Genomic DNA, 11,793 nt, shown 5'->3' with positions numbered 1-11,793 from the left:
GGTCATGCTCACCTGCGGCCCCATCACCCTCGTCCTGCCGTGGGAGCGACCCCCCACTCGCACCGGCTGACCCACACCGATGCCGGGAGAGCCGAGAATCTCCCCCGCCAGGGCCCTCGCCTCCGCACTGCGAGGCGCAAGGCACACCAGGCGCGGCAGCGCAGCGAAACTGGCTGGGGACACCAGGTCATGTTCAAGGACGAGCCGCCATCCCAGCTCCTTCCACGCATCTGCGACGTCACCGCGCTCGACCCACTCCAAGAGCTCCGGAACACGATCAACCTCGAACCAGCAGTCACGCATCTGTGCCCAATCCACCACTCCGGCATTGAACCTTCTTGAGGTGCTGGGGGTGAGTCCGCATGCGCGGCTCAGTCGTGATGGCCACCTCCGAGCGACCCCATCGGACAAGCCCCCAGGCGGCAGTGCGGGACGTGCTCCTCTCGGAGGAGATCAAGGAAGCGAGCCCGCAGATGCCCGTCTAGATCGAGAACCGGTTCGCCGCCCACGGGGCGCCGCGCGACCCCCACCGGAAGTCCTGGGCGAACATCTCCGCAACCTGCATCGGCACCGCCTCCCGGCGCCAGCGGTGCCTCTGGTGTCGACCGCCCCCCGTCCGCGCACCTCGTACACCACGATTTGCCGTCAACACCTCGTGCCGATCAGGGAGTTCAGCACACTTCACCCTGACGAGCCGAAGTCAGTAACCCATGGGCCGGTAACACTGGCAGGGGGAGAGGATGGGGGCTAACCGGGATGACCGTGCCGCAGTTCTGTTTATAGCGTGGACGCACTCGTTGATTTGGCGCCCGTACAGTGCCCTGCTCGTCGTGACGCATGTGTACGGGCTGCTGAGGACTACCACCGGCATGCCCATGCGGGCTCCGTGCTGAGGTGACAAGCAACCAGTGAGGTGGTGAGGAGTCCTTTGATCAAGGATGGCGTCAGTGCCTTCGTCATGGGACCCAGCTGACAGAGAAGTGCTGGCCCGCTTCGCTCGCCTGCGTGTGGGCAACCACGTCTCCACAACGGCCTGATGCCCCAACGAAAACCGGGCGGCGCCCGACTCATGGTGACCGCCCGCCGTCATGGCGGTCCTGGGCAACTTCGGTCATCTGCCCGGTCTTCAGCTCCGCTTTGCAACCCGTCGGCGTGCTGCCCTGAGACGTCGATATGACTGCCATGGCTGTGACTATTTCTGTCTTCCTCCCTGAGCGCATCGAAGCTCAGAGCCCATAGATACCAGTCTCGCAGAGAAAGGAATCGAAAATGCCAGCCACCTGCACCGTCTTTGTTGGACCTCGGCACACCGTGGTGACTGCTGCCGGTGAATTGGACATCGCTACCGTCGTCCACACTGACGCCATCTTTACCGCCGCCAGCAGCGGCACTCAACCCGAAGTCGTCATAGACCTGAGGCAAGTCACCTTCCTTGATTGTGCGGGAGCACGTCCTGTGGCAACTGCCGCGCGCCGAATCCGCGAGGCCGGGGGCTCGCTGACCCTGCTGGCGGAGCACCCCATGGTTCTCAAAGTGCTGCGCTTCCACCATTTGATTCCTGACAGGGCGTCGTCAGCCAACGGTACCGTCCCGGCTCAGCATCCCCCCGCATACCCGCCTGTAGCGTTCCACTGCGACCACCGTTGTCGTCTTCCGGCGGAGCGGTAGTTGACGGAGCTGCTTCTGACAGGAGCCGAAGCCGTAGGCATGGTGCGGCGAGGGCGGGCTCGTGCCGGGCGACGCCCGCGGTGTGCTGGAGACCATCGATGCGCTGCAGCACGCCGTCGAGCGTCTCGGCATCACGCCGACACAGATGGCCAGGACGGATCCGTGTGAAGGCGCTGACCGCCCTGTCCGGAAACAGTCCTAGCGTGGCCAAGCTCGGCGGCCGGCGCCGGGAGGACACGCCTTCGTCGGCCTCAAAGCATGGGAACGGAAGGCGATTTCGTCGGTCATGACTCCGTCAGGGATAGACAGGCTTGCAAGGTGGTTCCTTGCCTATCGGGGCTGCTGAGGGTAAGGGCCCCGCCCAGGGCTCTGATGCGGTCGGCGAGGCCGACCAGGCCCGAGTCACGCCCTAATGCGGCGCCGCCAACGCCGTCATCGTGAACGGACAGGTACAGGGCGTCGTCGCCGGCCCGCGCACAGACCTGGACGTAGGACGCGTGGGCATGCTTGGCGGTGTTGGCGAGCGCCTCCGAGACGAGGTAGTAGGCCGCCACCTCGATCGGCTCGGGTAGCCGCTGGGGGGCGTCCACGTCGAGGTCGACCGCAACCGGTGAGCGACGAGCCAGAGCCTTGAGCGCGGGGGGGCAGGCCGCCCTCGGAAAGGACCGCCGGATGAATACCGTGGGAGAGCTCACGCAGATTGTCCAGTACCCCTACCAGTGTGTCGGCAGCCCGGACCATCTTGGCCTTCAGCTCAGGTTGGCCCGCAGGTGTTGCGCTCTGGGCTTCCTTCAGTTCCAGCACGAGCGACACCAGTTGTTGCTGGGCGCCGTCATGCAGGTCACGTTCGATGCGTCGCCGGGCCTGGTCGGCGGCGGCGAGGATCCTGGACCGTGAGGTGGACAGTTCGGCGTGGCTTTCCTGCAGTGAGTCGGCCATGCGGTTGAAGCTGCGCTCCAGCCCCCCGATCTCGCCGACCCCTGTTTCCGGCGTACGTGCGGTGAGGTCCCCGTTGGCGAGTCGGTCGGCCATGGCGGCTGCTTGGCGCACGGGATGCACGATTGCTCGAATGGTGTAGCCCGCGAATCCGGTGATGAGCACTACCGATCCGGTCAGGCCTGCGACGGTTGCGGCGACCGCCCGGTCGGCGGCGGCCGCGGCGCGTTCCTCGCGGGTCGTTGCCAGAGTCTGCTCGGTGGCCACGAGGCGGTGAAACTCGTCTCGGATTGGCTCCACGCGCCAGTTGTCCTGTTCGATTGTGGCCGCGTCGCGTCTCATTGCGGTGGTGTACTTCGTGGCGCTCACCGAATGCGTGGAGTGTTCCTTGATGTATGCGAGGCCCGTTTGCTGGATCCGCTCCGCCGTGGCCCGCTGTTCAGGGCTGCTTCCGGCCAGGCGTGTCAGCGCGCCGGCCTCCTTGGGGAAGGCGGCCTGGGCAGCCTGCCAGCGCACGTTGTACTGCTGCTGCCCGGTCAGTGCATAACCCCGCAGGCATGTCTCAAGGTTGAAGAACTGGCGCTGTACCTGGTTGACCGCCATAAGCAGTTCTTCGGACTGCTGGGCGTGCTGCTGGGTGGCGCGCAGCGCGACAACCGAGCGAAACAGGACGGCGAAGGCCGAGCCGATGAGGAGCACGAGGAGGCTGCTGACAACGATCATGCGGCGCGCCAGTCCGCTGTTCGCGCCGGTTCTCTGGGGAGGGGAGGTGAGCGGGCGCACTGGTTCCTCCCTGTCGATGCGACAGGTTTGTGCGGGCCTCTTACGGGGTGCTCGCCCGACGAGGCTCAGGGACAATGGTAGGCATGACGCCAGGAAGCTCGACGTCCGGCACCGGGGCCGGGCCGAGCGACAGCGGACCGGACATGGCGGATCTGCGGATCGTCCTCGCCGAGGACGATGTCCTGCTTCGCGAAGGACTGGCAAGCCTGCTGCAGCGTGCGGGCTGCGCGGTGCTGGGGCAGGCCGCCGACGCCGTCCAGCTACTCGACATGGTCCGTGGAGCGACGCCGGATCTGGTCGTCCTCGATATCCGGATGCCGCCCGGACAGGCCACCGAAGGGCTGGACGCAGCTCGCACCATCCGGCAGGAATTCCCTGACATGGGCATTTTGGTCCTATCGGCGTATGCCGAGGTGGAGCGCGCGTTGGAACTCCTGGACAGTGGCCACAGTATTGGTTACCTGCTTAAGAGCCGCGTAAATGACGTGCAGGACTTCTTGGAGGCGCTGCAGCGGATCGCCAGGGGCGGATCGGTGGTTGATCCCGCACTGGTGCGGGAGTTGGTGTCCGCCCGTCGCAGGGAGGATCCGCTGGCCGTGCTCAGTGCGCGGGAACGCGAGGTGCTGGAGCTCATGGCCGAGGGCCGTTCCAATGCCGGCATCGCTCGTCGGCTGTGGGTCTCCGAAGGAACGGTGGAGAAGCATGTGCGCAGTATCCTGGCGAAACTGAACCTGCCGGAGACCGACGACGATCACCGTCGTGTCCGGGCGGTCATCACCTTTCTGGAGGCCCGATGACCGAGCCGTCCTGGTGATCCTCGTCTTCCTCAGTGAGCAGAGCACGAATGGCGTCGCCCGACAAACCAGTTTTCGCCAGGAAGCCCGCCACGGCGCTCTCCTCGATCAAATCGACATATTCGTCCTCGGCGTGGTTGGAGATCAAAATAACCCGCACAGAGGACGGGCCGCTCTCGCGCTGCAGCCGGCCGGTCAGGTCCAGGCCGCTGTCGACACCTAGATCGATTTCCACCAGTGCCACCTCTGGCCGAAGGTGCTCAGCCTGCCGCAACGCCTGCGCGCTGTCGGATGCCACTGCCACCACTGCAATGCCCTGACTCTCAAGCAGACAGCGGGCAGCCTCGAGGAAGCGAGGACTGTCATCGACGATCATGCAGCGCAGCATGTGTCCAGCGTTTCAGGCGGACGTCCCCGTCGGCATTCCTGCTAGCTGTATTTCACGTGTCGCCTCTCCCTCCTGCCAGGCTGCTGGGTGGTCCGATGCCCGAAGTGGGCCGGGCCGCCTTTGGTGGCACGCTTCGGCGGTTTTGATGGCGGAGGTGCAGGCGACTGATCTGGCCGGAAGTCTCGAGCCCGGGGCCGCGAGGAAGGTGACTCGGGGCCAGAGCTCTGGATTCTCGAGTCGAGTCCAGTTCCTTTGACCATGTACTCTCACTAAATCCCCGTGTGCAGCCGTCCCGGTCCGGCAGCAGCGTGCGACCCGGATACAGACCCGCCGACGCTGCGGCAGCAGCGACTCCAAGCGGTCCCACAGCTCATCCGACACGATCCACAGCAAACTCTGCACACCAAGGGATCGAGGCTGAAATTCCGCCCCCAGAGGCGGCAACAGTGGGGATCCACCTCAATGTGTCAGCCATTGTCAGGGCCTGACATTCGGATTTCTTAACGTGTTAGGCCTTGACCAGGTCCTCGGCGCGTCGCACATTGGACTCTGCATAGCGGAAACCATCTTTCGCAATACGGCAAGAAAGCGTCAAGGAAACGGTAAGGGCGACGGATCCGTGATCCATCACACGCTCTGCGGATCCTGACAGGCGGGATGACTTCCGCCACAGCGCGCTGACCCTCAGGAGCAAAGAGCGCGCTCCCGCTTCACCCTCTCGCAGGACCACCCATGAAATTCCTTGCCACCAGCGTCTCAATGCCGGCTCCCGACGGCCGCAAGGTCCGTCTGACACAGCGACGGAAAAGCCGCTTCCGACCTGGCCTCACAAATGGCGGTCGACCACCGCCCGACGGCACCCGAACGCAGGTGGCGCTTCCCGTCGTACTGATCGCCGCGATCACCCTTGCGGCATCCTTCGCCCCCATGGCCATTCACCTCTCGCCACTCCTTGTGGCGGCCCCCACCTGCACCGCGGCAGTCGCACGAACTCGATTCACGGTCGCCATGGCCCTGGCCGCCAGTGCGGCAGTGGTCCTCATCGACTGGCATGACGGTCTGATGCATTCGCCTCTGATGCCCATACACATCGGCGCCCTGCTGGCCGTCTCCGGTTCTGCCATCGCGGCCCGCGCTCTGCACGATCGCGATCTGAAGGAACTCACGCAGGTGCGAGTTGTGTCCGAGGCGGCCCAGCGGGTCCTGCTGCGGCCCATCCCCCGCACACTGGGCTCTTTGCGTATCGCGTCGATGTACCGGGCGGCCACCAAGCACGCTCTGGTGGGCGGCGACCTGTATGCCGCCGCCCGCACCGACTGCAGCAACCGCATCCTCATAGGCGACGTCCGCGGCAAGGGTTTGCCCGCCATTGAGGACGCCTCCGCACTCCTCGGTGCTTTCCGCGAAGCTGTCCACGAGCATGAAACACTCCCGCAGTTGGCTGCCGCCCTGGAACGCAGCGTCCGCAGGCACCTGGCCGAGGTGGCCGAGAGGGATCCCGACAGCGCCGAGCGCTTCATCACCGCTGTGCTGGTCGAACTTCCCGACGCAGAAGAGACGGTCAGTATCGTCAACTGCGGGCATCCGCCGCCTCTGCTGAAGAGACGCGACCACATGACCTTCCTGTGCGTCAGCCGGCCCGCTTCACCACTTGGCCTGGCCGGAAGCACAGCGGACGCTTTTCGCCTCGACACCTTCGCATTTGTTCCCGGCGACACGTTGCTGCTCTACACCGACGGACTCATTGAGGCCCGCAACGCCACCGGGAGCTTCTATCCCGTCCTTGAACGCGCCGCCACGTGGGCCTGGCGGTGCCCACACGACCTCCTGCGGCAGATCGGCCAAGACCTCAAGAGGTATGCAGGTGGGCACCTGAACGACGACCTCGCCATGGTGGCCGTCCACCGCCCTGCCCGCTCATCCCACGCCTCAAAGGCAACCGCATGACCTACACCAGAGGTCACCGATGGCTGCGACAACCACTATCGCCCGGCAGCCTCGACCCACACTGCAGCCTCTACCCTGCCCGTTTCGAAGACCCGTGGGACACAACAGCCCGACCTGATGCGCCTGCATGCCGGTCCCGCTTGCCGCCGGCATGAATGGCCTACACGCCGACGAAGCCGATTCCGCTGCCGTCCCCAAAGACTCGACGGCTCCCCAGCGCGGTGGAACGTGCTCACGCACACGGCAAACACACCGTGCCTGCACAACACGCCAACCGCAAAGGGACAGTGACCAGGATGAGCACTGTACGACGCCTACCCTGGCAGCCGAGCTCACTGCTCGCCGTCTACCTGGGAGCGATCTGCACGGTGCAACTGAGCGCATCTGCAGGTGGTTTGGTCCGCTGGTCCGATTACTCGGTACTGGCGCCCCTCATATCCGCTGCCCTGCTTCCTCTACGACGCACCCTCACCATCGGGGTTGCGACGCTGGTGGCCAGCGTGGCCGTCTACGGCTTCGCGATCCGCGGGGTGTCGGAAGGAGGCCGCTCGGTCGTGATCGCCTCGGCTGCGTTGTCCTTCGGCCTGAGCCTCGTCATCTGCCAGGCCCGCCTGCGTCTGCAACGCCGTGCCCGCCCCCCTGCACAGGGGCCCGAACACATCGACAGCGCGCAATTCAGCTCGGATGTGAAGCAGACGTCCGACATTGCCTCCCGCGACACGCCTCCGCCCTTGGTGACGTATATGCCACCGGATCTACTCCCGCAGCCTGCGGCGGTGGAACTTGCCGCCCGCTGCACAGCGGCCGACGACACAGCCAGGCCCAAAGCCCACTGGCTCGATGTCATACCCTTGCCGGCCGCCCGCGTTGCGCTGGTAGCGGGCTCCGTCACCCAAGGCGGGAACGCCGCGCCCGCCATCGCGGCCGAACTTCGCGCCGCAGTACGCACGCTGGCTGACATCGACCTCCAACCGGAGGAAGTGCTCACCCACCTGGAACATGTTCTGACCCGGCTACGGCCCGCCCACGTGAGCCGGCGCGGCGCTGACGCATCCAAGGTCACAGCGAGCTGCCTGTACGCGGTCTACGACCCCGTCTCCGCCCGCTGCACCCTCACCAGCGCCGGGTATCCCGCGCCGACCGTCGTCATCCTGTGGTCCATCCGGTGCGGCACGCCCACGTTCCACCAGGTGCCGACGACGGCACAACCGACACACCTCCGCCGATTTCGGGGGGCTCCGGCGGCTGCGCGGACACCGACCAAGACAGCCCCGCGCACGGGAATCCAGGCCGATGCACCGAGCGACGCCGCACCAGGCGAGCGGGACCGAGCGCGACCATCTCGCGGGAAGCGGGAAGGCCGACAAAGTCGGCAGTATCGTGCAGCCAGATAGCAGGATCGTTCTCACTGCCCCACAGGACGCCCTGATGGAATGGTCCGCGACGACGGGCAGTTGGTCCTGCGCTCTGAAGAACCCGGAATCAGCCTCATGGTGATGCACCGGCATGAGCAGACCTCCTCCCCGAGAAAGACCGGAAAGCGGTCGCTCGCCCAAACCGTCGCACAGCGACCCGGTCGGTGGTGCGACAACCACCTCATCCCAGGAGGTGGCTCTTGGCGTGCCGGTGAGGTTGCCCTATGAATTCGAGGAATGGCTGTGACTTCGACCGTCGACGTACCCATGGCTGATGTCCGGGACATGTACATGGCCCATGCTGCATTGCGCCGTGAGTTTCGGTTGCTTCCGCAGCTGATCCGGGACGTCGCTCCAGGCGACGCCGTACGCGCCGAAGTCATAGGAGCGCATGCAGAGCTCGTGTGCCGGATTCTGCACACACATCATGAAGGTGAGGACCTCTTCCTGTGGCCCAAGCTCCTCCAACGGGGAGGCGAGGAGGCCGTGTTCATCGTGCCCATCATGGAGGAGCAGCACCACGCCATCGACCAGGCCCATGCCCAGGCGATCGAGCTCCTCCCCGAGTGGAAGTCCAGCGGGCGGGGCGGCGAGGAACTCGCCGGCGCCTTCGAGATGCTCCTGACCGTGCTCCTGGAATACATGGCAACCGAAGAGAAGCGGATACTGCCAATGGCTGAGAGGCATGTCACTGCCGCAGAGTGGAGAGAGCTCGGCGAACACGGCATGGCGGCGATCCCCAAAAAGGAACTGCCGCTGGCTTTCGGCATGGCCATGTATGAGGGGGACCCGGCGGTCATCAAGGCGGTACTTGCCCACGCGCCGCTGCCTGTCCGCCTGCTGGTACCGGTCATCGGGCGCCGCCGCTACGCCGCCCACGCACGGCGGGTGCACGGCACGACCAGGCCGGCGCGTCTGGGAACCCTTGGCTGAAGGCGACGTGGCGGCAGCCTTCAAGTGCCGCGGTCGGCACGCGTTGCTCCTGTCGCCGGCGAAGGCCGCGCGACAAAACCTCTCAGCCCCACGCTGGAGGATCGGCTCGCCCAGCTGCGGGCTACTCAAGCGCACGGTACGCCGGAAGCGGTGCACCGCGGGCTGTCAGCGGTGGCCACCCAGAGGGGGCGGACGAACTCACGCGAGCAATAGTCAGGACTTGTGGGTGAGTCGACTGCAGATCAGCGTCGATTCTGCCGGAACAAGCTCATCCGGGCGGTGTTGCGGATCCGCTTGGTGCGACCCCGGTCGGCGAGGATTTCGAGGGCGGCGGTACTGGTCGCTTCGGCCGTTTTGAGCTGGAGCCAGTTGGATGACTCGAGCAAGGCGTCCGGACGCCACAGCTGCCCCAGCGTGATGGCTCGGAAGAGGCACCATTCGCGCAGGCGCTGGGTCAGGAACGGATAACGCGTCGTGGCCTGGGTCATCTTCTCGACCCAGGGGTCGTAGGCGGAGCCGAAGTGGAGGTCGGTAGCTCGGCGGTCCAGGTGCCTCAGGACGGCGGACTGGGCCATCGTCTGGTCCGGATCGGTGAGAACCTCGCTGACCAAGTCGACCTCATCGGCCTCCGTCACCTGCTCCAGCTTGCTCAGGTAGGCCCAGAATCGGAGGTGCTCGGGCGGCTCCTCCTGCGTGGCGTCATGGTGATTCATGCGGCCTTCTCCTGTCCTTCGAGCCGGACAAACTCGCTGGCGGTGTGGGTGCTGGCGCCATAGGTGCGGTGGTCGGCCATGATGCACCAGACCCTTTGCCGCGAGGGTGGCAGGTCGACCGCGCCACTTTCCGACCTTCCGGCCTTCGACCGGGCGCCACAAGGGTGGCGCTCCCGGCGTCCGCCAGGGGGACGGCCCCGGGCCAGCCCATACGCGTCATAGCGCAACGCCATGGACGGTACAATGCTGGGCCCGAGATCAGCTTCTCCGGTGGGGCCAGCGCCGCGATCGGCCATGCTGGGTGCGATGTCCTGGCGCACCGTATGAGGACAGGGATTGGCTGAGCTTGTTAGCCGGCAGGAGTATCCGGTGGAAGTCGATCACGGCGGCTTTGCGCTGCAAGATTGGGACGAGCGGCAAATGCTCGTGCAGTTTCCCGACGGCTTCCAGCACGGAGTCTTTCCTGCCTCGCACCCTGGGCGCCTGGACTTCACAAGTGCAGGGTACACTCACACCGCTGCTCTAGCCGTCGAGGTGTGGGACGCCGAGCCTGCCGTTCCTTCCGGAAATGGGATGGAACTGCCACGACGCGCATCTTCTGCTCGTCAGGAAAGCTTGAGGCGAGGTCGATGACCGCTGGCCCGATGCTGGACGAGATTCAACTGTCGGACGGTCCGGGGGCCTGGTCGGTGCGTGTGGTGTGCACGGGACGAGAAGCGCTTGCCGAATTGGCCGATTAAGGGGCCGTGGACGGAGTGGAGCGTTACGCCGCCCAGTTCTGGCCCGAGGCGTAATAGGCCGACGGACCCGGAACGCTACCGCGGACCAGACTATCCACGTCCCGTCATTGGACGACTACGGACCTGGCTGCGTGGGATGACGCGGGCCCGCACCGGCAGCACGGCATCAATCTTGACCCGCCACAGCAGATCGGCGCCTGTCGCCGTGGTGGCCCGCCACAAGTCGAAGCCGTGAAAGCCCCGGTCGGCCAGGACCAGCATGTCCGGCCTCAGCTCCGTGAACAGGCGCTGGGCCAGCTCGGTTTCATGGCCGGCCGGCGGTCCGGCTTCGGCTGCGAAACCCGCGTGGGTGCCGCACTCGACCAGCGCGGCCGCCCTCGCCTCCGGATAGGCGCTCTTCTCCCCGACCTGCCCGATCCGCGGGCCAGCGTAATGGGCCATGATCACTCGATCCAAAGCAGCTGCGCTCCAAAAGCCGCTGCGTCGACCGGGTTGGCCAACCTCCCCGTCCAGGGCTCAGCCGTAGTTATCGAGCCACGTCGAGCTCGGTGTACATGCCGGCGGCGTAGTGGCCGGGGTAGTTGCACAGCAGCTCGTAGCGTCCGGGGCGCAGCGTCACCGTGGTCCAGCCTGTCGCGCGGGGGATGATGCCGTCCCCGGTGCCCGCGCCGCAGCTGCGCGAGGCTTCACCGAGGCTGCCTGTCTCGGAGACTCGCCCGTTGGCGACAACGACGCGTTCTCCTGTCGCCCGGCCCGCTGGCAGCGGCAGCACCAGCACCTCATGCGTGAGTGATCCCGCGTTGACCACCCGCAGTGTCACCTTTCCGGCCGGAACCGTTGCCGGGTGGGCTACCAGGCGCATCATGCCCATACCGTGCCGGCCGGGACGGCCCCCCACGGGGGTGGGCCCGTGTGGACCGCCCATCATGCGGCCCATGTCGTCCATGGTCACATCCACCACGCGGCCCGCCAGCGTGGGTGTAGTACACCGTGTGCCCTGCGTGCCGTGCCGCCAGGACGCGGGTGCCGTGGTGCGGAAGGCGCCCGTGGCGGCCAGGAGGGCCGTCGTGGAGACGCCCAGCACCAACGCGGCGGCTGCCGCGGCGATAAACAGCCACATCCCCCGGTGGTGGTCCGCACTCACCGGTGCTCCCGAAGCAGGGTGAGACGGCGTCTGTACTCGTCGTCGTCGATTTCCCCGCGGGCGAACCGTTCGGCAAGCAGGTCCTCAGCTCGCCGGCTCCCCCATCGCGGTTCGCTGGAGAGCGGTCGCGAGCCCGACTGCTGATGGTGCTGAGTGCCGGTGAGGTAGCGCACAAGCGCGATGACTCCGGCGATGATCAGGGCCCAGAACAGCACCATGAACACCGCCATGGCGAACCAGCCGCCCCAGCCCCATCCGCCGTCGTACCACATCATGCCGATCACTTCCCTCGGCTGGTGGCCGTGTGAATTCCAGCGTGGGCCAACGGAACA

11 protein-coding genes and 1 pseudogene are annotated in these 11,793 nt (G+C 66.1%); 5 read left to right on the top strand and 7 right to left on the bottom strand.

The genetic code is table 11. The annotated features are described in order from the left end of the window. The first annotated feature begins 1,269 nt into the window (after nucleotides 1-1,269). Nucleotides 1,270-1,668 (top strand): STAS domain-containing protein, encoded by a 399-nt coding sequence (locus tag ACWDA7_RS44630; protein ID WP_450612852.1) that lies wholly within the window; start codon nucleotides 1,270-1,272, stop codon nucleotides 1,666-1,668. A 284-nt stretch (nucleotides 1,669-1,952) separates the two neighbouring features. Here the strand turns inward: ACWDA7_RS44630 and ACWDA7_RS44625 are convergent, their stop codons facing one another. Together ACWDA7_RS44625 and ACWDA7_RS44620 are read right to left on the bottom strand one after the other, a co-directional pair. Further along, nucleotides 1,953-2,222: a sensor histidine kinase gene (locus ACWDA7_RS44625; protein ID WP_450612851.1), complete on the bottom strand. Its 270-nt coding sequence runs from the start codon at nucleotides 2,220-2,222 to the stop codon at nucleotides 1,953-1,955. A 166-nt stretch (nucleotides 2,223-2,388) separates the two neighbouring features. Then, nucleotides 2,389-3,327 (bottom strand): annotated as a pseudogene (locus ACWDA7_RS44620) (HAMP domain-containing protein); the annotation flags it as partial. 203 nt (nucleotides 3,328-3,530) lie between these two features. Between ACWDA7_RS44620 and ACWDA7_RS44615 the strand changes: the two are divergent. Further along, nucleotides 3,531-4,184 (top strand): response regulator, encoded by a 654-nt coding sequence (locus ACWDA7_RS44615; protein WP_450612854.1) that lies wholly within the window; start codon nucleotides 3,531-3,533, stop codon nucleotides 4,182-4,184. On the opposite strand, the gene ACWDA7_RS44610 is transcribed toward ACWDA7_RS44615, so the two are convergent. Next, on the bottom strand, nucleotides 4,162-4,557 hold the full coding sequence (locus tag ACWDA7_RS44610; RefSeq protein WP_450612849.1) for a response regulator: 396 nt from the start codon (nucleotides 4,555-4,557) through the stop codon (nucleotides 4,162-4,164). The genes ACWDA7_RS44615 and ACWDA7_RS44610 overlap by 23 nt on opposite strands. A gap of 1,020 nt (nucleotides 4,558-5,577) precedes the next feature. Between ACWDA7_RS44610 and ACWDA7_RS44605 the strand changes: the two genes are divergently transcribed. From ACWDA7_RS44605 to ACWDA7_RS44595, 3 genes are all read left to right on the top strand, one after another. After that, on the top strand, nucleotides 5,578-6,516 hold the full coding sequence (locus ACWDA7_RS44605) for a PP2C family protein-serine/threonine phosphatase (RefSeq protein WP_450612847.1): 939 nt from the start codon (nucleotides 5,578-5,580) through the stop codon (nucleotides 6,514-6,516). Nucleotides 6,517-6,884: 368 nt separating this feature from the next. Then, the gene (locus tag ACWDA7_RS44600; RefSeq protein ID WP_450612845.1) at nucleotides 6,885-7,910 is read left to right on the top strand and encodes a SpoIIE family protein phosphatase; all 1,026 of its coding nucleotides are present in this window, start codon (nucleotides 6,885-6,887) and stop codon (nucleotides 7,908-7,910) included. A 258-nt stretch (nucleotides 7,911-8,168) separates the two neighbouring features. Then, nucleotides 8,169-8,864, top strand: coding sequence for a hemerythrin domain-containing protein (locus ACWDA7_RS44595; protein ID WP_450612843.1), 696 nt, complete (start codon nucleotides 8,169-8,171; stop codon nucleotides 8,862-8,864). A gap of 242 nt (nucleotides 8,865-9,106) precedes the next feature. Here the strand turns inward: ACWDA7_RS44595 and ACWDA7_RS44590 are convergent, their stop codons facing one another. From ACWDA7_RS44590 to ACWDA7_RS44575, 4 genes are all read right to left on the bottom strand, one after another. Then, nucleotides 9,107-9,577: a hypothetical protein gene (locus tag ACWDA7_RS44590; protein WP_450612841.1), complete on the bottom strand. Its 471-nt coding sequence runs from the start codon at nucleotides 9,575-9,577 to the stop codon at nucleotides 9,107-9,109. Between the two features lie 830 nt (nucleotides 9,578-10,407). Continuing rightward, complete coding sequence (locus ACWDA7_RS44585) at nucleotides 10,408-10,758, bottom strand: hypothetical protein (protein WP_450612839.1); 351 nt, start codon at nucleotides 10,756-10,758, stop codon at nucleotides 10,408-10,410. Nucleotides 10,759-10,843: 85 nt separating this feature from the next. After that, nucleotides 10,844-11,461 carry a sulfocyanin-like copper-binding protein gene (locus tag ACWDA7_RS44580; protein WP_450612837.1) on the bottom strand — a complete coding sequence of 206 codons (618 nt, stop codon included), beginning with the start codon at nucleotides 11,459-11,461 and terminating at the stop codon, nucleotides 10,844-10,846. Beyond that, the coding region (locus ACWDA7_RS44575; RefSeq protein WP_450612835.1) for an SHOCT domain-containing protein at nucleotides 11,458-11,793 on the bottom strand (336 nt) is incomplete at its 5' end. The genes ACWDA7_RS44580 and ACWDA7_RS44575, both read right to left, overlap by 4 nt.

Source organism: Streptomyces sp. NPDC001156 (assembly GCF_053598275.1).
The sequence above is the reverse complement of the archived record's forward strand: the minus strand, read 5'-3'. Positions and strand labels throughout refer to the sequence as shown.

What these genes read in the sequence shown, in the direction of transcription:
- ACWDA7_RS44585 (WP_450612839.1), bottom strand. Translation starts at nt 10,758, where the DNA reads ATGGCCCATTACGCTGGCCCGCGGATCGGGCAGGTCGGGGAGAAGAGC.
- ACWDA7_RS44590 (WP_450612841.1), bottom strand. Translation starts at nt 9,577, where the DNA reads ATGAATCACCATGACGCCACGCAGGAGGAGCCGCCCGAGCACCTCCGA.
- ACWDA7_RS44595 (WP_450612843.1), top strand. Translation starts at nt 8,169, where the DNA reads ATGGCTGTGACTTCGACCGTCGACGTACCCATGGCTGATGTCCGGGAC.
- ACWDA7_RS44605 (WP_450612847.1), top strand. Translation starts at nt 5,578, where the DNA reads ATGGCCCTGGCCGCCAGTGCGGCAGTGGTCCTCATCGACTGGCATGAC.
- ACWDA7_RS44610 (WP_450612849.1), bottom strand. Translation starts at nt 4,557, where the DNA reads ATGATCGTCGATGACAGTCCTCGCTTCCTCGAGGCTGCCCGCTGTCTG.
- ACWDA7_RS44615 (WP_450612854.1), top strand. Translation starts at nt 3,531, where the DNA reads ATGGCGGATCTGCGGATCGTCCTCGCCGAGGACGATGTCCTGCTTCGC.
- ACWDA7_RS44630 (WP_450612852.1), top strand. Translation starts at nt 1,270, where the DNA reads ATGCCAGCCACCTGCACCGTCTTTGTTGGACCTCGGCACACCGTGGTG.